Origin of the sequence: Rhizobium sp. CB3060 (assembly GCF_025200735.1) — a bacterium.
Lineage (GTDB): Bacteria > Pseudomonadota > Alphaproteobacteria > Rhizobiales > Rhizobiaceae > Rhizobium.
The window spans coordinates 43,123-67,392 of the sequence record NZ_CP104160.1 but is presented as its reverse complement, the minus strand read 5'-3'; the positions used below and the strand labels follow the sequence as shown (position 1 = coordinate 67,392).

Here is a 24,270-nt window from a genome sequence, read left to right as displayed (position 1 = left end):
CCGATGTTTCCTGTCAGTGGTTCTGGTTCCGTGACACCCCCCTTTCCTCGTTCGGGTCCCGCCGGACACGGTTCCCCGCGCTCATTGGTACTATGAGGGTGCTACGACTTCCCGCTCACGCTCACCCATCAGCTTATTGCTTCGCTTTCCGGGTCCCATGCGGCCCTGCATATTCGTGTCCGCCAAGGCGCTCCCTCCGACATGCAGGGCTGTCGCAGGGCCTGGAGTCTTTTACGTCAGCCGGCACCCCCGTTTCCGGCATCGCCTCCGTGGGCGTGAGTGGGATCTCTCAGGTTCCCCGGCGATCCATCCCGTGACTTTGCGATGGCCCAAGACCCCGGACGACCCCGCCTGCCTCGCCAATACCGGCAAGTCGGGTGCTGCCCCCGGTCCCAACACTCCGAAGGCGTCATCAAGATCATGATATCGGGGCTTACCCCACCGCTTCATCACCCGCTGTCTACGCTTCACGAATGACGTTGCCGCCATCCATGCAAGACTCGCTTCCGGCTGGCGGGCTGCGCCTTTGCCGGACGGGCGTTGAACCCGCTGGATCGCTACGAACGGTTTCTGTTCGGCTCTCACCTCCTTTCGTCTTCATCCCCCGTTCCGGGGCTTGCCTGACGCAAGCTGGGCGCATTGGCGACGTGACTTCCACGATATCTGGACCTCAAACAAATCCGAGATCGCGCGCGAGGCTCTCGATCGTATCGGCGCGCTTTACGACATCGAACGCGACATTGCGGGCCAGCCTGCCGACGTCCGCCTTGCCGCGCGTCAAAGGCACAGCAAGCCAAAGGTCGAAGCATTCCGCATCTGGGCAGAGGCTCAACTGACTCGCATTCCTGGCAAGGGCGATCTGGCGGCAGCCTTCCGGTACGGTTTGAGCCGATGGTCCTCGTTCTGCCTGTTCCTGCAAGACGGTCGTGTCGCCATCGACAACAACGCCGCTGAGCGAGCACTGCGTCCGATAGGAGTTGGAAGACGCAATTGGCTCTTCGCAGGAGCCGACACGGGGGCAGAAACCCTGGCGCGCGCCATGACGATCATCGAGACGGCCAAAATGAATGGCGTCGATCCGCAGGCCTATCTGGCTGACGTGCTCGACCGCATTCACGATCATAAAATCAATCGTCTCGACGAACTGCTCCCATGGAATTGGGCGCCTGTTGCCGTGACTTGCGCTGAGGCCGCCTGATGGCCACCATCACCCACGTCTTCACCCTCAGCCATGTCGCCGAAATGCTCGGCGAAGACCTGAACTCCTGGAAGGGATCGTCAGCAATTCCGACAATCTGACCTATGGGAGTATCATCAGCGTCATACACGGTGACGATGATTCAATCACCGCTCTGACCGATGACGGCATCGACGAGCTGACGCAGATGCTTTCCGCTGCTCGCCGTTCGCCCGAAGCCTGGAATGACTTCCTCGACGACTTCGACTTCCTCTCAGATCCAGATGCCATAGCCCGCATCAAAGCGAAATCTCTGCGGTAACAATCGGCCGCTTACCGATAGATGATGGCCGCGCTCGTGGAGCCGATGAAGAACAACAAGTAATCCTGCTTATAGGCCGCTGCGAGGCTGGGCTGGAAACTCGACAGGCCTCCAAAGGTGCAGCCGCCCAGCCCCACCATGATGATCGGGAAAACCGCCCTGGAGCGAAGCACTCGCCCGCAGCGGCGCGGCTGATCCGGCAGACCGGGGGCCTCGCCGATATAGCTTCGGCGAAGCGGACGGTCGAGAAGATAGAGAAATACGCCGCCCAGAAGTGCGGGACACGGCTGCGATGGCGAAACCGGCCTCGACGGAGAAGCTGAGCGCCGACACCGCGCGCCCCAGCAAGGGCCCAGTGCCGATGCCACTCATCATGCTTCCCGAGAGAAGAGCGAAATAGTTGATCCGGTGCGCGGAGGCGACCAGCCCCGCGACGATGATCGGGCCCAAGGTATAGAATATCCCCCCGATTCCGAGCATCAGACCGCAGGCGAGCATCGCCGTTCCCCGAGCCCGACGCGACTGCAAAACCAACACAGGCCAGCGCCAGGAAAAGGCTTGCTGCGGGGATTGATTTCGCCGCCCCAACCAATCCGTGAGGTGGCCGGACAGAAGCACGAACAAAATGGTGTCGATAATTATGACCGAAATAAAAGTTCCGGCATTGCCCTCGTTTCCGCCTGGGACATGAGCAGCGACAGCAGGAACATCATGCCATAGGGGACGGAGGAGATAGGCGGCAAGGCAGAAGACGGAGAACAGCCGGTTTGAAGCGGGTGTGGCGTCGGACACAGGAGTGGTCATCGTCTGGTTGTTCCCTGTGACGCGGCCGTCAGACGGCGCGCAAAATCGCTTCCTCCGACGGCCTTTTTGGCACAGCTCGTCCTTTTGCTGGCTGTCGTTTCCGGACCGAATTTTGGGCAATCGATGCGGCCCTCATCGGACTTAGGTGCGATCACGCGGCGCGCTTCAACGCGTCAGCCAACATCGAAACAAGCGTCCATCTCGCTTTTCTCGATGATTAGCGGCGGCGACAGAGCGATTCTGTCACCGGTCACTCGCATGAGCAGTCCGTTCCTTAAACATTCGACAAAGGCGTCATAAGCCTGGGCGAGGCGGTTTCTGCTCGAAGGCGACAGTTAGAACTTCTCCGGGTTCACGAAGCGTCGCAAGACGTTCTCTGTAATTCGGGCGACGTTGTTATCGTATCCTTTCCAGGCCATCGATGCGGCCCAGGCTATCGAGCCGGTCGAGAACACTGCCCCTCCCGATGAAGTTTCGAAGAAGGTCAGGTCTGATCTTATGAGATCGCTTTGCGTTCCGGACCATGTTGGTGTCGGATCAAGGAGATCTTCGGGTGTCATCAGGTAGATGTCCGTATGGAGCCGGGAAGAGGCAACCACAAGCGCGTTCGGCGGAGTGCCGAGTGCGGAGTCGGTCCGGTCGATCTCATTGCCCGCAGCGCCGCCGCCGTTGAGGCCGAAGTCGCCTATCATGTCTTCATCAACCCCTTCGAAGATGAAGGCAGCTCTGGGGTTCTTCGCGGCCTCGGTTTTGATGTAGGGCGAAGACAGGTCGAACCCTTGGGCCGTCATTCCTACACCGAAGACTTCCTGTGGAGCTCGTCCGATGCGTCTCCACAGCCCCCCAAGCTCCCCGGAGAACTGGTGATAGTAGTTCCCGGTGCCAGGCTCCCACCCGCGAATGCCGCTTTCGGAGCGTCTACATTCAATCACGCCGGGAAGCTTTTCGTTGTAGGTGATACGCCAGTAGAACCCGTTGCCGCCAAGATACATGATGCGGCCACCGCGGTCGGAATAATCTCGGTAGGCGTCGAGCATTTTCGTGCTCGTGTATTCCGGATGAGTTCCGGTAACGACGACCTTATAATCGGCCAGGGCTTCGACGCCTTCCGCTTCAAGGTCTTCATCGGTCACAACGTCGTAGCCGATACCGCGGTCCTCAAAAAAGCCGAGGATATGAGTGTCGGCATTGAACTGCCAGATATTGGATCCCAGGCCACCGATGAACCCCTGAACCTTCGGCTGAATGTCCAGCACTGGCCGAAGACGCGACGAGAAGAATACGCCAGAACCATCTGAGTGGACTTCGTATAGGGAAAGCCCGTATTGTGGGTTTTCCTGCAGGAAGACGTGGTGCCTGTCGATCTGCAAAAGCTGCCCTGCTCCGATTTCGGTTTCCGACACGTCGATGCCTAGCCGGTGGTTTGCATAGGCCATATAGCTGGCCGTCGGCATAACGAACACGACCGAATTTTTCGGAGCACCTTTGGCCGCTGTCACAGCGAACACAACATAGTATTCGCTTTCGCCGTCCGTCGCCGATAGGTGAACGGCATACGCTCCGCTCCGAAGATCATCCGGTAGTCGAAAGGTGAAATCGGTTTCCCACCCTGCATCATAAAGGTCGTCATCGTGGAAGTGAACGGCAGCATAATGCTCGGGACACTCACTCCACCTGTAGACGGAACCGTCCCAGGTATGGCCTGATACGGCTCTGTGCGGGAGATTGAAGAATTTCCCATCGAGGGAATGCGGACCACGATCGCTAAAGGTGTCATTCGCGATGTCGGTGCTGAAATCCCACTCCGCGATGACTGTATCGATGCCTCGTTTGCGCGTCAGGTGGTCCACTACGCTGTCAGACGGCGGTTGACCGCTGCAGATAAAAGGTGCCTCGATCTTCCCATTGTAGCAGAGCGTCGGCGAGCGACCATCGAGCACGGCCGCGAACGTAATCTCTCTCCAGTCGACGTCGATCCCGTTTGAAACACGTCCCGTTCCGGCGCCGCTGTCGCGGATCGATGGGAATGTTTGGAGAGCTCTTTGTTCGACGCGCAGTTCATTGGTGGCCGGATTGAACGATCCGATCACGACATACCATGCTTTGGCGCGACATTGCACATTTGTACTTGCTTCCCCGATACGTCTGCCCTCGCTAATCGCCTCGAGGGCGGCGCAGCCACGGTCGTCGAGGCTGAGCCGCAAACTGGACTGGGAGCCGACGGAAATGATGGTCTGCCGTGAAGAGCCCGGCATCGTCGGCCAAATGAGTGCGGCGATGGAGACAGCGCCTCCTATGGAAAGAGCTGTCCGCGGCAAAACGCGCCCGTAAGAACCTGTGACTATCTTCTGTTCACGTGCGTGGAACGGTCCGCCCATCTCGCAAGAGATGTCGGCGTCCTTATATCCCGGCCCATCAGGATTGATGTCGCCCTGAACGATCCGCTTGAGGGTCGCATTGTAGGCCTCAATGCCCTGCCCGCTGACTTTGACATCGACCTGTTCTCCAGGCCGATAGCTGATCTTGCTGCTATATGCGGTTATCTTAAGCATTGACGGCGCCCTCCCTGATCAGTTCGTGGTCGATGTCCTCTCCGGTAAGGTCCTTCCAGCGCCGGGCAAACACATCGCGCTCAGCTTGGAGCTGGCATTTGTATTCCACTCCCTCCACTAACGAGATGGGCTCCCCACGGCGAGCAGGGAGTCGACCGAGGGCCCATCTCCGATAAGGCTGCAAGATTACCAGCACGTACTTCCCCTCGAGCTCTCCGCCGCGCATGACGTTCAGCACGCGCTGCAAGCCCGGGCTGTGGTGCCCTATCGGGTTGCGCATAAATTCGTCGATAAATCTTTTGTCTTCCGGTTGAAGCGAATACCTGTTCATGGCGCACCTCAGACGTTGAACTTGAAATGGTACGACTTGGGTCGCGTCAGATAGTCAAATCCAACACGTGAGAGCGTCGCTCCTCTTCCCGAATCCTTGACGCCCGTCCAGGCGAGCTCCGGATCGAGATAATCGCACCTGTTCATAAAGACCGTTCCCGTGTCGAGTTGATCCCCGATCACTTCGGCAGCATCCTGGTCTGCGGTCCAGATCGACGCTGTCAGGCCGTATCTACTATCATTCATGAGACGCACAGCTTCGGCGTCGGATTTCACCGGCATGATGCCGGCCACTGGTCCGAAAGTTTCCTCCGTCATGATCGACATCGCATGCGTACAATTCACGAGAATCTCGGGAGCAAGATACGCCGTTCTCCCGTTGTCTGCAGCAAACTTCCGGCGATCCACGAGTGCCCTGGCGCCCTGCTCGACGGCTTCGCCTATCTGCCGCCTGACAAAATCGGCCGCAGAGGCCTTGACCATGGGCCCGAGGGTGGTCGCGGCATAACGCGGATCTCCAAGTTTCAGCTGCTCTGCGTAGCTGACAAGCCCATCGACCACCGTCTTGAAATGGCGTTCGTGAACATAGACACGCTCGATCCCGCAGCAACTCTGGCCCGAGTTGAAGAAGATGCCGTCGGCCACATTTTCAATGGCGTGGTCGATGTTGGCGTCTTCCCGGATATAAGCGGGATCCTTGCCCCCGAGTTCGAGCCCGGCTGATTTGAACGAGGCAGCCAGCGCGGCCTGCAGCGCGCGCCCCCCCGCGACAGAGCCCGTGAAACAGACGTATGCCACGCGCGAGTCCGCAACCATTCTAGCGACCTGATCGTGGTCGATGTGCAGGTACTGGAAGACGCCTTCGGGCAACCCTGCAGCTCTGAAGGCCTCATCTATTCTTTCAGCAGCCAGCGGTGTTTGATCGGAGTGCTTGAGCACGACAACATTGCCCGCGACCAGCGCAGGGATAACGGCATTGACCGCGGTCAGGAACGGGTAGTTCCACGGAGCAAGGACAGCGATCGTTCCCAACGGCGCGCGCCGGATTGAGCGCGCAAAGCCGTCAATCGCGTCAGGGATGGCCGGAGCCAGCGCTTCTGGCGCCAAGGAAAGCATGGTACGCGCACGCACCTCGAAGCCGTCCACCTCACTGCCGCTGTAGGCGATAGGTCGCCCAATCTGGTCTGTGATCTCGCATGCGATTTCCTCCTTCCGCTCAACGAAGGCGCGCACGGCACGTGAGAGGACCTCGACACGGTGCGCGACAGGTAATCGCCGCCATTCGTCGAAGCCGACGGCAGCCTTGTTGAGAGCAGCGTCGACGTCCGCATCAGTGTGACGCTGGCGGGTAAGCAAAACAGTGTCGTCCACAGGGGTAATCGTTTCAAATGATGCCATGGTGCTTGTCCTCCTCTCTCCCGGCTCAGCAGCGCTCGAACAGCCGAAGCTTTTCCCAATCGGTGACGGCGCCCTCGAAAGCACCAAGTTCCCAGCGACCGCAGTGGAGATAGTGGCGCACCACCTCATCCCCGAGGGACTTGTGGAATTCATCGGAACGCTCAAGCGCATCCAGCGACCGGTAAAGTGCTCTCGGAATGCGCGCTACGTTGTCCGCAGTGTAGGCGTCTCCGGCGAACGCCTCCTCGAGAGGAAGCTTTTCCGCCAAACCGCGAAGACCGCTCGCAATCAGTGCCGCAAATGCGAGATACGGATTTGCATCGGCACCGGGAACGCGGCATTCGAAGCGAATCGACTTGCCCTTTCCGAGAACACGAAAAGCGGTTGTACGGTTATCGACGGACCAAGCCAGGCGAGTCGGCGCGAACGTCCCAGCCGTGAACCGCTTGTACGAATTGACGTTGGGCGCGTAGAAATAGGTCGCCGCCGGAGCATGCTTAATCGCGCCCGCGAGGAAGTGCTTGAAGAGAGTCGACATTCCATCATCGGCCGTCGCGTCATGAAAGCCAGGTGTCCCGTCCTTGAGGCTGCGGAGCGACAAATGGATGTGGCAGGAATTTCCCGAGAGGTCCGCACCGAGCTTTGCCATGAAGCTGACTGACTTGCCCATCTGGTGGGCGATTTCCTTGCAACCATTCTTGTAGAGGACAAGACGGTCGCAAGTCTCAAGCGCCTCAGCGTATTGAAGATTGATCTCCTGCTGACCTGGGCTGCACTCTGCCTTCGACCCTTCAACAGGGATATCGGCCCGTTCCATCAGATTGCGGATAGCGCGAATGTATGGTTCGTCCTTCGAAGTCTGGAAGATATGGCCATCTTCCGGGTACCAGCTCGAGAACTTCAAATTCTCGTATCTCGACGACCTTGCCTCGTCGAACGTCTGGTTGAAGAGATAGAATTCCAACTCGGCTGCCATATCCGCCGCAAAACCGAGTTTCTCAAGCTGGTCTAGCTGCCTGCGAAGGACCTGCCGAGGCGAATGTTCCAGCGGAACTCCGCTAGACGTCGTTACATCCGAAAGAACGAGCGCCGTTTTCGGGAGCCAAGGAATGGCACGCAGGGTCGACATGTCAGGGACGAGCGCGAAGTCCCCGTAACCTTTCTCCCACGAGGCGGACTCGTAGCCGGGCACGAGAGTCATCTCCATGTCGGTCGCAAGGAAATAGTCGCAGAAAAGCTGCGGCGATGCGCTGGTTTCGAGGAAGAAGCGCGCGGTCAGACGTTTTCCGATCAATCGGCCCTGCATGTCCGTCATCGCCACGATGACAGTGTCGATCTCGCCATTTGCAACCGCAGTCTGGAGCTCGTCCGGCGTCAAGCGGCCGGCGAGTGACCCGTTCGAGGCGCAGCCGCCTATGTCAGGCAGCCGCACCGCGTCGCGGTTCGAGAAAAATTCGTGGTTCAACCTCTTCTCCTCCAAAGAACACCCGCCCTTAATGTCGGGCCCGACGTAAAACGCCAATTGTGTTTTGCGTGAAATTACACACGCGTCATTTCGCTGATAGCAGATCGGCAAAAACGCCCCTCCGCGTCCATCGGGTATATGTGCCAAGCTACCAAGTGCCGAGAAATCAGCACTTTTGCACCTTATTCTCGTGTTTTCCGTGTCAGGCCGAGCACCCAGCTTCACCCAGAACAAAAAACTTGCTCAACTCATGAAAGCACTTTGATCATGAATTGACAAAATCTGCAAGATAGTGTTCCCTATTTTTAGTGTTTTGCTCAGACAAAACGCAATTATGGGAAAATAAAAACGAAAACGTCATTCCACTGGAGGACACGTCATGAATATTGCAGCCCAATCATGGGAGCGCCGAGAGGCGGCGAGCTTCTTTCACACATTCACCGATCTGCCCTCTCTAAAGGCAGATGGCCCTGTGATCGTTGATCACGGCGATGGTCCCTACATCGTCGACACGACTGGTCGCCGCTTCTTTGAAGGCAATTCTGGTCTTTGGAATATGACGCTCGGGTTTTCCGAGCAGCGCCTGACGGATGCGGCTATCAAACAGTACCAGGAATTCCCGGGCTACCACACCTTCTTTGGCCGCAACTCAAAGCCCACGGTCCAGCTCGCGGAGCAAATGCTGGCGCTCGCTCCTGTCCCCATGAGTCGCGTGTTCTTTACCAACTCGGGTTCCGAAGCCAACGAATCGATCGTCAAGCTGCTCTGGATGATGTGGGCGGCCGAGGGCAAGCCCGGGCGCCGCAAGCTGCTGACGCGCAAGAACGCCTACCACGGTGCCACGGTGATGGCATCGGCCCTGACGGGGAAGGACTACGTCAAGGCCTTTGGCCTGCCAGGGCCGGAGATTGTGACGCTGGACTGCCCACACGCATGGCGGTTCGCGCTCCCGGGTGAAAGCGACGAGGAATTTGCGGAACGTCTGGCGAATAACCTGGACGCTACGATCCTGAAGGAAGGGCCTGAAACGATTGCCGGCATGTTTGCGGAGCCGGTAATGGGTGCAGGCGGCGTGGTCGTTCCGCCAGCGACGTATTTTGCCAAGATCCAGCCGATCTTGAAAAAGTACGGCATTCCCCTGATCGCCGACGAAGTCATCTGCGGCTTTGGCCGCACCGGCAGCCTCTGGGGCACGCTCGCGGTAGGACAACAGCCGGATATCATCGTCGCGTCGAAGAGTATGTCGGCTGGTTATTTCCCGATGGGCGCTGTGATGCTTTCTGCAGACATTGACAAGCGCGCCACCGCCGCGAGCGAGGTCTGGGAGGAGTTCCCTCATGGATTCACAACGGGCGGACATCCGGTAGGCTGCGCAATCTCACTCGAAGCCATCCGGATCATTACGGAAGAAGGCGTGTTCGAGAACGTGAAGTCGGTGAGCGAGACGTTCCAGTCTGGGCTTCGTGCACTTGCCGATCATCCTATGGTTGGAGAAGCGCGTGGCCTGGGCCTCATGGGTGCACTCGAGACCGTGGCCGATAAGAAGACGCAACGGTCCTTCTCCGGTGATCTCCGCATCGGTGAAAGAATCGCGAAGGAAGCGCGAGACCGCGGTTTCATCATCCGACCTCTCGGAGCCTCCGTCGTGCTTGCACCCCCGTTCATCTCGACGCGGAGCCAGATCGAGGATCTGCTTGGTGTACTCAAGGAAGTCCTGGACAGCGTCTACGACGCCGTCAAAGGCAAGGCAGCGTAGCAATGGACGCGCTATCCTTCCTCGACGGTCGGACGCCTGTCAGCGTCCGGAATGAGGATGGCAGCTCGCGGATCGTTGTGGTCTGCGAGCACGCGTCCAACTATGTGCCGCGGCATCTGCATGGACTGGGCCTGCCACCCGAGAAGCTTGTAGAACATATTGCATGGGATCCCGGCGCCCTTGGAGTGGCCCAACAACTCGCCGACATGCTGGACGCACCGCTTGTCTTTGCGAACGTCTCCCGCTTGGTTCTCGACATAAATCGGCACCCAGACCATCCAGGATCAATCGTCAAGCTGAGCGAGGCGACGGAAATCCCGGGCAACAAATCGCTCTCGGATGCGGAGCGCCTGCTGCGATGCGATGCAATTTATCATCCTTTTCACGCGGCTTTGGAAGACGTTGTTGGAAAGCGAAGCCACCGCTCGCCGTGGGTGATTTCGATCCACAGCTTTACCCCCGTCTACAAGGGCGTGCCTCGTCCTTGGCACGTGGGGATCCTCCACAATCACGATACCCGTCTTTCTCACCATCTGCTTGATGGACTGTCGAACGATCCTGACTTGGTTGTCGGCGACAACGAGCCCTACACCCCGACGGATGGCGTTTATCACACGATTGAGCGTCATACCCTTCCTTACGGGTTTGCGGGAGCGATGATTGAGATCCGAAACGACCTCATTTCGAACAAGGAGGATGAAAAAGACTGGGCAAGCCGCTTCAACCGAATTCTGAAAGGAAGGCTCACCCCAGAATGAAATAGCGCTAGCTCCGGCGAACGTCCGTTGGTCGTCCAGCGGGCGCTGGCCTCCAACGAACCACAGAGGAGAACAAAAAGTGTCAAACGAACACGTTAAACTCGACAGAAGACTGGGAACAACGTCCGCAGCGATGTTTGGACTCTCATATATGTCGCCACTGGTCGTCATCGCGACGTTCGGTGCGATCGCCGTAAAGACAGGCGGCGCAGTGGCAACCGCATATGTAGTGGCGACCGTTGCGATGCTCGCCACCGCTGTAAGCTACGGCTTCATGGCTGCCCGCACGCCCGTAGCCGGATCCGCCTACACGTACACTTCCAAGGTATTCGGCCCTGTGTCGGGATTCATTGTCGGCTGGCTGCTTCTATTAGACTACTTCTTCATCCCGATGGTTATTTGCCTACTGACTGCCACTAGCCTCTCGACGCTGGATCCGAGTATCCCGTTTCCCGTCTGGGTAGTGGCTGTCACTGTTCTTTCCACCATCATCAACATCCTTGGCATCAAGCTGACGGACACCGTCAACCTGGTGATCATGGTGATCCAGCTCGTGATGGTGGCAATGCTTGGGTACCTGTGCGTGATCGCGATCCTGCATGCTCCAGACGGCGGGATCCTATCTGCGAAGCCCTTTACCAACGGGGAAACCAACTGGTCTATGATCATGGCCGGAGCCGCGGTTGCTTGCTATTCCTTTCTTGGATTCGATGCGATCTCCACTCTTTCGGAAGAGACGGTAAATCCGCGACAATCGATTCCGCGTGCCATCATGATAGCAACTCTGCTCGGTGGAGCAATCTTCATGGTCTCCACCTACCTTATGATGGTTGCGCATCCGTCGCTAACCTTCGAAAGCATCGACACCGCCGCATACGAGATCGTTGGCCAGGTGGGTGGCCCCGCTTTCAAGACGGTTTTCACGATCGTAGTCGCGGTCGCGTTTTTTGCGGCTGGACTTTGCGCCCATGCCAGCGCCTCCAGACTGCTGTTGGTCATGGGCAGAGACAACGTCATACCCTCCAGTCCGTTCGCTTATGTGAACCCGCGCCTCAAGACTCCGATCGCCAACATTGTCTTGGTCAGTCTAGTCATGCTCGCCGCAATGAAGTTCGATATCTCCACGTCGACTGCGTTCATCAACTTCGGTGCCTTCACCGCGTTCTTTGCAGTAAACGCATGTGTAGTTCGCTACCTGATGAAGAATGCGGAGGAAAGGAACGGCCGGGTAATCCTCATTATTATCTCCACAGCCGGCGCGCTATTTTGCGCCAGCCTCTTCTACAGCCTCGACAAGCTCGCCATCGAACTGGGCTTTTCCTGGCTCTTAATCGGCGTCGTGTACCTATTGGCGAAAACGCGCGTGTTTAGGCGCCCGCTGCCAACAATCTCGACCGAAGCATAAAACCCTAATCGCAGGCGGGGCTTTCGCAAGATGGCCCCGCAACCTTCAAAAACGTTGGCATCACGCCCTCCTAGCCCCATCTTCAGGCAAACTTTGCAAAGCACGTCGATGTGGCAACCCAAAACAAAACAGATAATGCGATCTGAAGCCAATTACTGCGATCGAGCCACCTTAACTTCAGAACATGCTCAGAGAACTTTCATCCGCCGGGATTCGCCGGCAAACTGGTCCGTTAATTAGCGGTGGATGCTGGCAGTCAGGCCGAATCCATCATCTTAGTGAGCGCATCCGTCATGCGTTATCTTGCTCCTCGACTTCACGACGCCGCGCTCGTCGTCATCCTGATCAGTCCTATGCACGTCGCTCTGGCGAGGACGACTGGGCCAGGTCCAGGCTGATGTGTCTGCCCAGCTCGTGCAGCTCGAGGACTTCCCATCACGCCGGGAGATTTCGCGTCGACAGTCAGTCATATCCACGTAAAACTTCACGCGCGAAACAAAAAGGTCTGGGTACAGATAATGGTTGCAAGCGGACCGGCCAGAGAGGAACCCGTGGCGACGCCGTGTTGTGGCGCCGTTCCAATCCGCTCCTGGCCGGCCCTGCTATATTGCTCATCCGTGCTCATCCCTAGAATCAGAAAAACACTACGGGCCTGGAATATACCGACGTGGGGCGATGGATATCCACGGCTGGTGTCTCGCCGTTTGGGTGGAAACAAAGCGCGTCGGCCCTGCCCTGCGGATCAATTGGGTATTTCCCGCTGGCGATCTAGCGCTTCAAGCAACGGGACAATTCCTACAGGACACCGTACCGAATGATGCACTGGCCGTCACTTCTCCCAAGCGACATGGATCGAACATTGTTATCAAAGAAGGCGAAATAACTGGTCTGCTATTGTAGCGTAGCGATAGCTCAATTCAAACGCCTGCTCAGACACGAGCAGTCCATTTACGGCTGCATCGACGATCTCTCCCAGCCTACGCCAACCGTAAAGAATGCTGGGTGAGCCGCAATGGAAAGATGGTACTGGCAGACTTGCCAGCGGGGAACAAGGTCATGGCGGCTGCCGCCATGGAGAAGCGATCTGTCGCGCTTATTCGCGATCTCGTCTGGCGGTTTTACATGGCCCTTGTGGCTTTTTGCTTCATGATTTGAATCTGGAAAATGCCGTGCGGCAGCGTTTCGACCGTAACGGTGACGTCTTGGAAGGCATTCGAACTGGCGGTCATGCCATTTTAGTCCAATTCAGGTCGTATCCTCGTGGGCCACTACGGCATCTGTAATCATTCCAGACGCCACGAGGATCCTTGGCCCCATCGAGCGCCGGAGAACGAATCATGGTCTTTAAATTGCTATGTTCTCCAGTACCCTTCAATGCTCATTAGGCTCCCAAGTCCCGACGACGAGTCGACCAGCCTCTGGTCGGGAAAACGCTAGCGGTGTCGGATACCAACTGATGCGGTTATAGACCCGCGTCATTTTTTTTAGACCAACGATCTGTTCGATTCCGCACGCCATTGCGAGCTGATAAAGACCGACTAGGAGCTCAGAAGAGACGCTCTGGCCAACGCGCGCGTCAGGATTGGCAAGACAGCGCTCTACAATGCACTGAAATCGGAAGGGAAATGAAATGGCGAACCGCGACCGACTGTTCTTGTTGCGCCCGGGCTTTGACGATCCTGCTTATCCAGGTCAGCAGTTTTATTGCTGGCACTGCGCCCTTCTGGAGGGGGTGCTGGCCTCGTTCCCAGACTTGGCGAAGAAGCTTGATGTCGAGCGCATCCAATGGCCGCGACGCCGACCAAGTGTCATCGCCCTTGCTGGTGAGCAAAACCAGTCCGTGCCCTTGCTAGTATTAGCGGAGGGAGACAGCTCGCCTCATCTAACAGGGATTTACGAGGGGCGCGCCTTCATCGCAGAGAAAGACAAGATCCTTGCCGCGCTATCAGATCGACACGGCTTTCCGCTCCCACATCCATGACCTACGAAAAGAAGTTCTTACTTCGTTGTCAAAAACCGGACAGTTTCACCACTTTCGTGTCGTGACGCATTCATGCCAGAGCGCGCAAAGCAGAAGTTCTGAAACAGCGGACGCTCCTCGTCCATCAACAGACTAAAGCCGTGGGGTGCTCGTCGCGTTTACGAAACGAAGAAGTCCTTTGGCAGTAGGTTGGTCCCTTGTTCAAGCAGAGCTTCGAAAGCTATGACAGTTCTCCACGCCTGCACCTTCATCAACAAATTTGAGACGCAGTCTATCTGGCGCGGCTATAGGGGCCGCGCCCTTGGATGGATGAGATGATTACTACCGGCAATGACTGGAGTGGCGCGCACCTGCTCATGCAGGTCCGGACCGCCGCGCTAAACGGCGAACTGCGCGAGCGCTTGAGGCTATTGTTCCGACAGCAAGAAACGAACGCGCCTTCAATATTCAAATCTAGGCCACCCCTCCTGAGCGCGGCCTGACCCCAGAGAGGTTACCGGTCTCGTCGTCATGGCGTCACCTTTGCTCGGAGAGCGCAGGCCGATCTTCGGCGCCGCGGATCTGGACGGCATTGGCCTCGGCCAGCGGGCGCGTCCGGCTGCCGGTCAGCAGTTTATAGAGACTTGGGAGGGCGGAAAGGGCCACGCCATTCGTCAGGGGCAGCAGCAGTAAGGCAAGCGCCGCCGTCAGAAGATAGAAAATCGGATAGAGCTCGCTGCCGCCACGTTTCCAAAGAACCCAGAGATAGAAAAGCAGCGGATAATGCGCACAGAAGATCCAGAAGCTAAGGCTGCCTGTTTCCACCAGCCTCTGCCCCAAGCGGCTGCGGATGAAGATCGACGATAGCGCCCAGAATCCCGGAATGCCGACGATCACCATCAGATTGCGGCAAACCTCGAGCCACAAGGGCAAGCCGGGTCCTGCCATATAGGCGGCGGTTGCCACAACAGCTGCGAGCGCAATGAAGCCGGGACCGATCAGCGCGGCATAGCGATCCATGACCGCCACATCGACGCGGTAGAGGCTGAGATAAATTCCGAAGCTGAAGCTGAAGAGGATAGAATTGCGCAGCACGATGCCGATCGATACCGGCCAAGCTGCAAGCAGAAGCAGGGAAACCAATGTGAGCAATGGCGCACGGTTGATGAGAAAGGCAAGAATTGGCGACACCAGGATGCAGACGAAAAGATCGCGCAGGAAGTAAAGCGGCAGATTGATCGGCGCGCCATCGATCGCGAACAGAAGAGTCGATAGCGTATGCGAAGTAGATTCCGACAAATCAGGCAGATAGCCATCACCAATTCCGTAGTACTGGAGGATCAGCACGGACACAAAGAATGCGCTGTTCCACAGCATGAAAGGTAGAATGATTGTCTTTGTCTTACGGCGAATAATCTTCCCATAGTCCAGCGATGTCGTACCTTGTCGAAACAACAGGTAACCTGAAATCGCGCTCAGGCAGGGCACGCCGACGCGGAACAGGCTGTCACAAAGGAGCACCCGCAGCCAATCGAAAAGGCCATATGCGCCGTTGAACGGGGTGGTACCTGTATCGAACGGTATATGGACAAAGATGATACCCGAGATGAGCACGATACGCGTGAGGTTTATCCGCGAAGACACGTTGGCAGTCACATTCACGATGTTTGTCATCCTTCCTTCATGCTGCATCCCCCTTGCAGCTATTTCGTTCAGAGCAGAGCTCCCAGACGCAACCTAGGGCGGCCTTTGGAAAGGGAATATGGCGGCGCAGCAAAAATGGGCGAAAAGTGACACTTCGCGTTCGGGCGATCCTTTCGGACGGCTCGAAAGCTCAAACAATTGGCTTGAACAGAGGAAAAATCAAAATTTAAGGGGAAATCGGGAATTTTTTAACACCGAGTTCACGCAAGGTTTTCATCGTAGCTCTATTTTTATCGCAGGGTAAAGAGTTCCGCAGCGCAGCTGACTTCGCACTGCGGAGCATGACCAAAATACGACACTACTGCAATCGATATGGGAATATCGGCCGCACCGCTCTTCTCATCAGCTTGCCGTGGGCAACTCGCGCCCTACCTGTGCATGCCGCATCAAAGATGCCATCGGCTTGCCCTCTTGATCGACAAGCCGACCTCTCCGTCGAACAGGCGCTCCCAACTCTTATCAATTCGCACCTCCCGGCGGCAAACGTCGCCGAACTCGTTCTTCCCCTCAATCGTGATCGTCCATTCCACCGCCACCGTTACCTCCTTGAGCAAAAGTGATGGTTATGAACCAATCCGGCCTGACAAACCGTGCTCGACCCCGGAGAAGTTACCGGTCTCCTTGCGATCGAGCGCTGCGTTTTCTGCAGGAGCTTCGCGCGCTCCTGCATCTGCTCCCTTGTCGGCATGTAGATCGACAATTCGCGCGGCAACCGGCCGACGCCCTGCACCTCGAGATCGACGCGCAAGGCAGCCGTTTGTTTGTAGGGACTTCCGAGAGCAGGTCGACGTTGTGGACACGAGTCACGCACCGCAAACAAACTGCATCTCGGTCGACTACGGGAGCGCGGCGCGCATTTTTCAAATATCACGAACACGTCGTCATTTCCTCCTCGCAAGGTCCCTCGCGAGAATGGAATTGCGTACAGCATGTGCGGGTCGTTTCCGTCTTCATGACTGTGGTCCTGTTTAGCGGAGGCATCTCATGTTTCATGCCAGTGCCATTCTTCGATACGCGGATGGTGTGTTACCCGACCACTTTGCAAAGGCACGATGAAACGCGCTGGATTCTGCATAACCCAGAAGTGAAGCAATCTGGGCGATAGTGTGAGCTTCGCCGCTGAGGAGCTCACATGCGAGATTGTAGCGCAATTCGTCTCTGATGACCGAAAAGCTCTGACCTTCCCCCAGCAATCTCCGCCGTAGTGTTGCGGGCGACATTTTCATCCTAGCTGCAAGCTTATCGAAATCCGGCCATCGGGATGTCGGCGTCTCTTTGAACAGCCGGCGGACTTCGACCGAAGTCCCTTGGTCTTGTCTATAGCGAATTAGGATGTTCGCCGGAGATCCTTTCAAAAATGCGCTTACAGATGCCTCATTTCGAATCGTCGGCAACGATAGGCAAGATGTATTGAACGTCAGCCTGCTGAAAGGCTTGTCAAAATGCACAGGGGCGCCAAAAAACTGTCGGTAATCTGCACCACGCGATGGTGCTGTACATGCAAAATCGACCTGCCGTAAGGCAATTCGCCTTCCAATTAGCCAGCACGTCACTCCGAGGAGGAGAAGCCAATAGGTGCGGTAGGCGAACGCGCTTCGTCGACCAATCTTGTCGGTCAGCGTGATCTCGGCCAGGCCGTTGCGGTGCCGAAGCTCTCCGACCGGGTCGTCAAGAACGATTGCAAGGAATTTAAGCCCACGTCGAATTGCATGTTCCAGGTTCTCAGTTCCAACGAGCGCGTGACAAAGCATGTTGAAACTTCCTGGCCGCATAGGCCTTCCCCCGAGACCAAAAAACTCATCCTCGATCGTCCGCGACACCTCAATCCACAACTGGCCATATTGTATGCTTGTAACCTTTTCCCGAGATGTTGAGCTTATTTGCGCCCTGTTCAAAGCTTCGGCGGGATCGATAGCCCGGTTTCGCAAGCATTCCACGGCATCTTCCACGAAGCCCCAGGAAATCACGCGCCGATTCATCCGCCACCTGTTTTCGCAATTGTAAATCCGCTCATAATTTATGACTTCGAATGTCATTGTTTGCAACGAGTGTTAAGCTGATAATGGGCCGGAACTAGGAGGAGACGTCTTAGTGTGAGTTCAGTTGGAGGAGACCATGGGAACCATACCCTAATACTCGGCCGTCTTATGAACAGGTCGCGAAGGAATTCGCGCTAGTACCTATGAAAGCTGATCTTTTAGGCGATCTCGATAGTGCTGTGAACGCCTGCGTGGCATGCTGTGACAGACACATGGGAGGAAACAGGATTGCACTGCGATGTGTATCTCTGGACCAGAAAGTAATCGCATATACGTTCGAGGAACTGCGCGATGTGTCGGCGCGCGCTGCCAACGTGTTCGTCAATGAAGGGGTTGGTCCCGGAGATGCGGGTTTGTAACCCGCACCGTGGAATCTCTCTCGACCATTTTGAGCGCGTGGCGACTTGGAGCAGTGTATCAACTTCTCTTTACCATATTCGGCTCCAAAGCGATTGCGCAGAGACTGAAAACCAGCAAAGCAAACTGATCGTAACAAACACCTCACACCCGCTTTAAGCTCAACGAAATACCTAATTGAGCCGTTCGACGTCGAGTGTGCGCTAGTTGAGCACCCGGCGGTGACAGAGGGGGCTATAACCGATGTTCCAGGCCCAGAGCGGACCGAGATCGTTAATGCATGCGTCGTGCTAGGGGTTTTCAGCGTCACCTGCTCAGCCGAAGAGCTTTCCATGTTCGTCAAGGCTGGCCTGTCAGCCCACGCCTTCCGGCGTGCCATCGAATTTATGACCGAACTGCCAAAAACACAGAGCGGTAAAATAACGGCGTTTCATACTTTGCAAATCCGAAATCGAAAAACTTGATACAAAGCAAGGTAGGTTTGCATGAAACTCGAGAAAGCGACTTTTTTGATCACCGGCGCGGGATCAGGTCTGGGAGCCGCTGTAGCGAAAATGGCTGTGAGTCATGGTGCCAATGTGATGCTCGTAGATACTAGGGAGGACTCGGGCCGAGATTTGGCGAGCACTTTGGGGATGGCGGCTCGGTTCCGCATCGCCGATGTGACCAGCGCGGAGAACGTTGCGTCAGCGGTCGCAGCCGCGCGCAACACGTTCGGTAGGCTCGATATATTGGTCAACTGCGCGGGGATAGCGCCGAGCGAGAAAATTGTCGGTCGGGGAAGTCCTCATGATCTCGACACCTTTTCGCGGACGGTCACCGTCAACCTCGTGGGAACCTTCAACACTCTCCGGCTAGCGGCAGACGTTATGACCAGGCAGGCGCCGGGTGACGGGGGAGAGCGAGGATTGATCATCAATACGGCATCGATCGCGGCTTTCGAGGGCCAAATCGGTCAGGCAGCATATGCAGCGTCGAAAGGTGGAGTGGCGGCGCTGACGTTACCAGCAGCCAGAGAACTTGGCCGACATTCGATACGGGTCGTCGCCATTGCTCCGGGAATTTTCGCAACGCCGATGATGACAGGGATGCCACAGGAGGTGCAAGACGCGCTCGGAGCCGCTGTGCCCTACCCACCGCGCCTTGGCAGGCCGGAAGAATATGCAGCCCTCGTGCGCCACGTTGTCGAGAACCAGATGCTGAATGGGGTAGTCATACGGCTGGATGGTGCCTTACGAATGGCCCCCCGGTGAAGTCACGTTACGACAAAGTTCCCTTTTCGCAATTCGGGCGAAAGTACATGAACGACAGCGACCCAGTCGTAATCGTAGGCGCCGTCAGAACGCCGATGGGGGTGCTCCAGGGGAACCTTTCTGACGTGGCCTTATGGAACTTCGGGTCGTTGCCATTGATGGCGCCCTTTCGGCTACGGGAATACAGGCCGACTTAGTGGACGAAGTCCTCATGGGGTGCGTACTCCCGGCCGGACTGGGGCAGGCTCCGGCCCGAGGGCCAAGCCGAACGCCATCAAAAAATCAGAACATCGACTGCCGGCTGGATTTCATGGGCTTGGACGCGCAGGCCCGTGCCAGCATTCGCTCGCTGAAAACTTCTTCTGTGGTTGCCGCCCGGGATGCAAGAGGGTTTTATCTGAATGTACGAGTGATCGAGGGCGCTCTTCTGTAAGGCCTTCATCTACGGCATTTCCAGAAGCCGCTGGCCGGTATGGTGATCTGCGGGTCAGGTCCAAATCTCGTTGTCGAGCTTTTTGCTCATCAGTTTTGACTGGTTTTCCTGACCCAGTCTGTTCGATCATTTTGCCCATTCAGGTCGTCGCCTTCTTTCACCCCTTTTATCCGGCCTAAGCGTTGCGTAGCTCGTTGATCAAACTACAGTTGCCTCTGCCGGAACCCGGTAATCCTCTTTCCTGACTATCATCGCCCAGATCGTCCTCGCCATCTTGTTGGCCAACGCAATCGCCACAAGCATTCGTGGCTTCCGCATCAACATCTGCGCAAGCCACGAACCATTCACAATCGATTGGCGGCTCAGCCAATTCAGGCGGGACATCGCTCCGACGATCAGCAGTCTACGAATATCAGTTTGACCCGCCTTGGAGATGCGTCCGAGCCGCTCTTTCCCACCGGACGAGAATTGGCGTGGCACGAGACCGAGCCAGGCTGCAAAATCGCGGCCGCATCGAAAGATCTCCATTGGCGGAGCAAAGGCTTCGACGGCGAGAGCAGTCATTGGACCAACTCCGGGGATAGTCTGCAAGCGTCGCGCTGTGTCCGCTTCCGCTGCCAACTTCTTGATCTTCCCGGTCTGGGCTTCGATACGGATCGTCTTCTCAGCGATCTGCTCAAGCAACGAGCGGCACTCTTCGTGAACAAGGTCGGGCAAATCGCAGTTTGGTGCATTCAGGATATCTTCGATCCTGCCGAGCTGACGTGTCCCTTGTGGGACGACATAGCCATATTCATAGAGATAGGCCCGGAGAGCATTGATCAGTTCGGTGCGCTGGTGGACAAGTCGCTCCCTTGCGCGAAACAGGATCGCTTTGCCTTGCTGCTCTGCAGACTTCGGCTCGACGAAACGCATTTCCGGGCGCTGGGCCGCGATCACGATTGCTTCGGCGTCCGCAGTGTCGTTCTTCTGGCGCTTTACGAACGGCCTGACGTAACGAGGAGCAATCAGCTTTACCTCATGGCCGTGTTTGGCCATCTCGCGAGCCCAGTAATGCGCGCTCCCGCAAGCTTCGATCACTACGATTGCCGGTGAATGCTCAGCCATGAATCGCCGAAACGCTTCCGGCGAGAGCTTCTTACGAAACAGAAGATGTCCCGTCAGAGATGCGGCATGCAGCTGGAAGACATTCTTGGCCAGATCGACCCCAACCATCATTTCCTTCGTCATGGTTGCCGTCCTTTTCCGATCGGTGGTTATAGACACCATATCATTGGCACATTGCGATGCCGCCTGAGGAGGACGGCAACCACCCCATCTCGTTGAACGCGAATTGCCACGAGGCCTCGACAAATTCTACGCCGAACTTCGCAGGACCCCGGAGGTCAAACGATTCTTTTCCTCCGACGAGCATATCGCGCGGGCGAAGGGCGCGCAGTTAGGGCATTGGGAGAACATTTCCAATGGCAATTTAAATGAAGATTACGTCGGAAAAGTTCGCACGATTGGCAAGGTTCATGCACAGATTGGGCTCGAACCACAATGGTACATCGGCGGTTACGCCATCGTTCTCGATCATCTCATCAGCAGGGCTGTCGAAGAATCGCTTCCGAGGGGTGGACTCTTCTCGAAAGGGGCAATGAAACCCAGCAAATTCGGCAAAGCGCTTGCGAGCCTAGTAAAAGCCGTCATGCTGGACATGGATCTCGCCATATCCGTTTATATCGACGAGGCCGAAAGCGCCGGCGGAGGCGATTGCCGCTGAACAGAAATTAGTTTGTGACTGTTTTGGCAAGGCGATGACCGCCATCGTCTGCAAGGACGTCAGTTATCGCATTAACGACGAATTGCCGGATGCCTATCATGACTTACGCAATGATTTCAACAATGCCCTCGAACAGCTAGCCGGCACGATCAAGCAGATCGACCGGGCAGCGTCACAGACTCATGGTGGATCGCAGGAGATTCGGTCCGCTGCAGACGATCTTGCCAGGCGGACCGAACAGCAGGCAGCCTCGATCGAAGAGGCCGCTGCGAGCATTGGAGGAGATCACAACAACTGTCAAGGATTCCAGTCGGCGCGCGGAAGAAGCGGGCCGACTTGTTACGAAGGCGCGCATCGGTGCAGAGAAATCCGGTGCGATCGTCCGTCAGGCAGTCGCCGCCATGGGCACAATCGACAGCTCATCTTGCGAGATTTCGAACGTCATTGGTGTGATTGACGAGATCGCTTTCCAAACGAACTTGCTGGCATTGAATGCCGGTGTGGAAGCAGGCCCGAGCGGGGGATGCCGGCAAGGGTTTCGCGGTCGTGGCGCAAGAGGTGCGGGAACTTGCTCAGCGTTCCGCCAAGGCAGCAAAGGAAATCAAAGAGCTGATCAATAATTCCGGCGAACAGGTCAAGGCGGGTGTCGCCCTGGTTGACGAAAACGGCTCGGTTCTCACCATGATCATCGACGAGGTCAAGGAAATCGACCGCCATATTAGCGCGAGCGTTGAGGCGGCCCGTGAACAGTCGGCCGCCCTCCAGGAAATCAACATGGCTGTCAACGCTATGGATCAGAGCACGCAGCAGAATGCCGCAATGGTCGAAGAGTCGACCGGTGCCAGCCATGCCCTTGTTCGAGAAGTTGGCCGGATTACGCAAATGTTGAGCGAGTTTAACCTGGCTGGCAGCAGTGGAACCTCTGATGCGCGACTGTGGGGCAAATTGGCCCAGCCACCGGCACCCGCCTTGGCCTGCCCCTGAGCTCAGAGCCAAGGCCAGCGCCGTGATCTACAGTCTGATGCTCACGTGCCGCGCCTGTGGGATCAACCCACTCACCTGGCTGCGCCATGTGCAAACTGAGCTGCCGCAGCGCGACGAAACCGCCGACATGGTCGACCTGCTACCGTTCAACTTTCCAAAAAATCTGCGGCCTAATAGAGCTGGATATCTCAACCGTTGTCAGGGCGGTTCGGTGCCGCATCCGTCAATACGCATCGAAAATCGCGCGACGGTCAAGCTGCATCAGGGCGAGGCTTAGAGACCGCACCGACCTCGTTCGGACCGCTTCGCGAGCCGGAAGCCATCTTGCCTTCGACTTCTCATTTGCGACAGGCCCCTGATGAATTGCCAAGCCGGGCTGCAGCGGGAAACCTGTCCGGATAACAGGATCACAGCGTTCGGTTGCATGCCCGGCAGTCGGACTCATTGTCGGCCTTCTGACAATGTTGGGTATGAAACGCTGCCTATTAAAGCGATCATGTTGTCCAAAAATGGTTTTGTGGATTGGCACGGCATTTGCTTCGTTGAATCACAAATACCATACGGCACGAACCTGCAGGAGTTCCTCCATGAACAGCTTCCAACAGTCGCTACTGCAAGATCTGCGCATGCGATCCGCCCCTCGGTTGCAATCGGCGTGGCCGAACTTGTAACTAAACAATCCCCTACTGCATGTGGGGACGCCAAAATCTCGCGACGCGGGCGACGACTGGACAACAAGTAGCTCGATTGTCCCGCCGCTTAATGAGGTCCAAGGGTAGGACATCGATCAGCGCCTCGAGCAAGGTCTGACGGTTCCGCGATGCCGACGTTAGGTGGACCGCCCTAATCTGTTTGCACTCGTTCTGCACAGTGGGATGGATGATGGCCAGCACAAAGGCTACTTGAACGTGAACGTTTTCGAAAGTGCCAGGAGGTCACCGACCCCATCCTTCTTGACCGACCTGGCCGTACTGGGTGTCGCATTCGTTTGGGGCGCGAGCTATCCGGTCGCGAAAGGCGCACTATTCTGTGCGCCGGTTTTGATCCTCATTCTTTATCGTTTCCTCATTACCACGATCTTTATGACAGTGGTGGCAAGACATGAGATCGCATTGATCTCTGGGGGCGATTGTATCCGTGGCATCGTTCTGGGAACAATACTTTTTTCGATTTTTATTGCTGAAACTTACGGTGTTGCATCAACAAGCGCCATGAACACAGCCTTGATCATTTCGCTTTGTGTAATTTTCACGCCGATCATTGACTATGGGCTATCGGGGCGACTTCCACCTACGGGCATATTGGTAAGTGCTGCGATATCCTGCATCGGTGTCGGCATTCTCACTGGTGGGATCGGCAAGTTCAGTCCGGGTGACGCGCTGGTGCTGGGGGCTGCGATACTGCGAGCGATTATGGCCGTTTCCACCAAACGCCTTCTGGTCGGCCGGCAGATTTCGTCTGCGGCACTGACGGCCATTCAGGGATCGGCGGTGGCAACACTCACTTTTGTTTTGGCCGTCGATCAATTCGGAATCTACGGCCTTATTGTGAAGGCCACCCTTCAGTTTTGGGGCGCTGTCGCTTTCCTTTCACTCTTCTGCACCATCGGTGCATTCTACATTCAAAACGCCGCGGTCAGAAAATCGACGCCGACACGGGTTGGTTTGCTGATGGGAACAGAACCCTTTTTTGGTTTCGTCCTTGCGCACCTTCTCCTGACAGAATCATTGACCGCAACGGGCGTGATAGGTGCCGGCCTCATCCTCGCCGGAACCTCTGCCGGCATCTTTTTTGAAAGTAGGACCTGA

At 56.6% G+C, this 24,270-nt stretch carries 16 protein-coding genes and 6 pseudogenes; 13 read left to right on the top strand and 9 right to left on the bottom strand.

The window, feature by feature from the left end:
- Nucleotides 1-625 precede the first annotated feature (625 nt).
- Together tnpC and N2601_RS29860 are read left to right on the top strand one after the other, a co-directional pair.
- Nucleotides 626-1,198: pseudogene (gene tnpC / locus N2601_RS29865) on the top strand (IS66 family transposase); the annotation flags it as partial.
- Nucleotides 1,198-1,499, top strand: a pseudogene (locus N2601_RS29860) (hypothetical protein). The pseudogenes tnpC and N2601_RS29860, both read left to right, overlap by 1 nt.
- Nucleotides 1,500-1,510: 11 nt before the next feature.
- Here N2601_RS29860 and N2601_RS29855 read toward each other — a convergent pair.
- From N2601_RS29855 to N2601_RS29830, 6 genes and pseudogenes are all read right to left on the bottom strand, one after another.
- Nucleotides 1,511-1,867 (bottom strand): hypothetical protein, encoded by a 357-nt coding sequence (locus N2601_RS29855; RefSeq protein ID WP_260305608.1) that lies wholly within the window; start codon nucleotides 1,865-1,867, stop codon nucleotides 1,511-1,513.
- 587 nt (nucleotides 1,868-2,454) lie between these two features.
- Nucleotides 2,455-2,611, bottom strand: a pseudogene (locus tag N2601_RS29850) (aspartate aminotransferase family protein); the annotation flags it as partial.
- A gap of 27 nt (nucleotides 2,612-2,638) precedes the next feature.
- Nucleotides 2,639-4,855: a N,N-dimethylformamidase beta subunit family domain-containing protein gene (locus tag N2601_RS29845; protein WP_260305607.1), complete on the bottom strand. Its 2,217-nt coding sequence runs from the start codon at nucleotides 4,853-4,855 to the stop codon at nucleotides 2,639-2,641.
- Nucleotides 4,848-5,186: a hypothetical protein gene (locus N2601_RS29840; RefSeq protein ID WP_260305606.1), complete on the bottom strand. Its 339-nt coding sequence runs from the start codon at nucleotides 5,184-5,186 to the stop codon at nucleotides 4,848-4,850. Before N2601_RS29840 ends, N2601_RS29845 begins: the two co-directional genes overlap by 8 nt.
- Before the next feature lie 8 nt (nucleotides 5,187-5,194).
- The gene (locus tag N2601_RS29835; RefSeq protein WP_260305605.1) at nucleotides 5,195-6,583 is read right to left on the bottom strand and encodes an aldehyde dehydrogenase family protein; all 1,389 of its coding nucleotides are present in this window, start codon (nucleotides 6,581-6,583) and stop codon (nucleotides 5,195-5,197) included.
- A gap of 25 nt (nucleotides 6,584-6,608) precedes the next feature.
- On the bottom strand, nucleotides 6,609-7,961 hold the full coding sequence (locus tag N2601_RS29830; protein WP_260305802.1) for a glutamine synthetase family protein: 1,353 nt from the start codon (nucleotides 7,959-7,961) through the stop codon (nucleotides 6,609-6,611).
- A gap of 466 nt (nucleotides 7,962-8,427) precedes the next feature.
- Between N2601_RS29830 and N2601_RS29825 the strand changes: the two genes are divergently transcribed.
- The 4 genes from N2601_RS29825 to N2601_RS29810 all read left to right on the top strand — a co-directional run bounded on the left by N2601_RS29825 (nucleotide 8,428) and on the right by N2601_RS29810 (nucleotide 13,948).
- Nucleotides 8,428-9,804, top strand: coding sequence for an aminotransferase (locus N2601_RS29825; RefSeq protein ID WP_260305604.1), 1,377 nt, complete (start codon nucleotides 8,428-8,430; stop codon nucleotides 9,802-9,804).
- A gap of 2 nt (nucleotides 9,805-9,806) precedes the next feature.
- Nucleotides 9,807-10,562 (top strand): N-formylglutamate amidohydrolase, encoded by a 756-nt coding sequence (locus tag N2601_RS29820; protein ID WP_260305602.1) that lies wholly within the window; start codon nucleotides 9,807-9,809, stop codon nucleotides 10,560-10,562.
- 151 nt (nucleotides 10,563-10,713) lie between these two features.
- A complete protein-coding gene (locus tag N2601_RS29815) occupies nucleotides 10,714-11,967 on the top strand; it encodes an APC family permease (protein ID WP_445945065.1) in 1,254 nt (417 codons plus the stop codon).
- A 1,630-nt stretch (nucleotides 11,968-13,597) separates the two neighbouring features.
- A complete protein-coding gene (locus N2601_RS29810) occupies nucleotides 13,598-13,948 on the top strand; it encodes a DUF3088 domain-containing protein (protein ID WP_260305600.1) in 351 nt (116 codons plus the stop codon).
- Between the two features lie 516 nt (nucleotides 13,949-14,464).
- On the opposite strand, the gene N2601_RS29805 is transcribed toward N2601_RS29810, so the two are convergent.
- Together N2601_RS29805 and N2601_RS29800 are read right to left on the bottom strand one after the other, a co-directional pair.
- Entirely contained in the window at nucleotides 14,465-15,601 is a 1,137-nt protein-coding gene (locus N2601_RS29805; RefSeq protein WP_260305599.1) for an acyltransferase family protein, read from the bottom strand.
- 1,019 nt (nucleotides 15,602-16,620) lie between these two features.
- Nucleotides 16,621-17,667: an AraC family transcriptional regulator gene (locus N2601_RS29800; RefSeq protein WP_311319470.1), complete on the bottom strand. Its 1,047-nt coding sequence runs from the start codon at nucleotides 17,665-17,667 to the stop codon at nucleotides 16,621-16,623.
- Between the two features lie 581 nt (nucleotides 17,668-18,248).
- Between N2601_RS29800 and N2601_RS29795 the strand changes: the two genes are divergently transcribed.
- The 3 genes and pseudogenes from N2601_RS29795 to N2601_RS29785 form a co-directional block, all read left to right on the top strand.
- Nucleotides 18,249-18,491, top strand: coding sequence for an AMP-binding enzyme (locus tag N2601_RS29795; RefSeq protein WP_260305598.1), 243 nt, complete (start codon nucleotides 18,249-18,251; stop codon nucleotides 18,489-18,491).
- A 21-nt stretch (nucleotides 18,492-18,512) separates the two neighbouring features.
- Nucleotides 18,513-19,280 (top strand): SDR family NAD(P)-dependent oxidoreductase, encoded by a 768-nt coding sequence (locus tag N2601_RS29790; RefSeq protein WP_260305597.1) that lies wholly within the window; start codon nucleotides 18,513-18,515, stop codon nucleotides 19,278-19,280.
- 47 nt (nucleotides 19,281-19,327) lie between these two features.
- Nucleotides 19,328-19,536, top strand: a pseudogene (locus tag N2601_RS29785) (thiolase family protein); the annotation flags it as partial.
- A 375-nt stretch (nucleotides 19,537-19,911) separates the two neighbouring features.
- Here the strand turns inward: N2601_RS29785 and N2601_RS29780 are convergent.
- Complete coding sequence (locus tag N2601_RS29780; RefSeq protein WP_260305595.1) at nucleotides 19,912-20,943, bottom strand: IS110 family transposase; 1,032 nt, start codon at nucleotides 20,941-20,943, stop codon at nucleotides 19,912-19,914.
- A 103-nt stretch (nucleotides 20,944-21,046) separates the two neighbouring features.
- On the opposite strand from N2601_RS29780, the gene N2601_RS34295 reads away from it, so the two are divergent.
- From N2601_RS34295 to N2601_RS29765, 4 genes and pseudogenes are all read left to right on the top strand, one after another.
- The gene (locus N2601_RS34295) at nucleotides 21,047-21,478 is read left to right on the top strand and encodes a protoglobin domain-containing protein (protein ID WP_445945064.1); all 432 of its coding nucleotides are present in this window, start codon (nucleotides 21,047-21,049) and stop codon (nucleotides 21,476-21,478) included.
- Nucleotides 21,479-21,494: 16 nt separating this feature from the next.
- Nucleotides 21,495-22,462: pseudogene (locus N2601_RS34175) on the top strand (methyl-accepting chemotaxis protein); the annotation flags it as partial.
- A gap of 7 nt (nucleotides 22,463-22,469) precedes the next feature.
- Nucleotides 22,470-22,622 (top strand): annotated as a pseudogene (locus N2601_RS34170) (transposase domain-containing protein); the annotation flags it as partial.
- 793 nt (nucleotides 22,623-23,415) lie between these two features.
- Nucleotides 23,416-24,270: a DMT family transporter gene (locus N2601_RS29765; protein WP_260305590.1), complete on the top strand. Its 855-nt coding sequence runs from the start codon at nucleotides 23,416-23,418 to the stop codon at nucleotides 24,268-24,270.

Bases quoted from the DNA above. Each gene is read 5' to 3' on its own strand.
- N2601_RS29800 (WP_311319470.1), bottom strand. From the start codon at position 17,667: ATGACATTCGAAGTCATAAATTATGAGCGGATTTACAATTGCGAAAAC.
- N2601_RS29825 (WP_260305604.1), top strand. From the start codon at position 8,428: ATGAATATTGCAGCCCAATCATGGGAGCGCCGAGAGGCGGCGAGCTTC.
- N2601_RS29820 (WP_260305602.1), top strand. From the start codon at position 9,807: ATGGACGCGCTATCCTTCCTCGACGGTCGGACGCCTGTCAGCGTCCGG.
- N2601_RS29780 (WP_260305595.1), bottom strand. From the start codon at position 20,943: ATGACGAAGGAAATGATGGTTGGGGTCGATCTGGCCAAGAATGTCTTC.
- N2601_RS29845 (WP_260305607.1), bottom strand. From the start codon at position 4,855: ATGCTTAAGATAACCGCATATAGCAGCAAGATCAGCTATCGGCCTGGA.
- N2601_RS29810 (WP_260305600.1), top strand. From the start codon at position 13,598: ATGGCGAACCGCGACCGACTGTTCTTGTTGCGCCCGGGCTTTGACGAT.
- N2601_RS29815 (WP_445945065.1), top strand. From the start codon at position 10,714: ATGTCGCCACTGGTCGTCATCGCGACGTTCGGTGCGATCGCCGTAAAG.
- N2601_RS29790 (WP_260305597.1), top strand. From the start codon at position 18,513: ATGAAACTCGAGAAAGCGACTTTTTTGATCACCGGCGCGGGATCAGGT.
- N2601_RS29840 (WP_260305606.1), bottom strand. From the start codon at position 5,186: ATGAACAGGTATTCGCTTCAACCGGAAGACAAAAGATTTATCGACGAA.
- N2601_RS29835 (WP_260305605.1), bottom strand. From the start codon at position 6,583: ATGGCATCATTTGAAACGATTACCCCTGTGGACGACACTGTTTTGCTT.
- N2601_RS29805 (WP_260305599.1), bottom strand. From the start codon at position 15,601: ATGACAAACATCGTGAATGTGACTGCCAACGTGTCTTCGCGGATAAAC.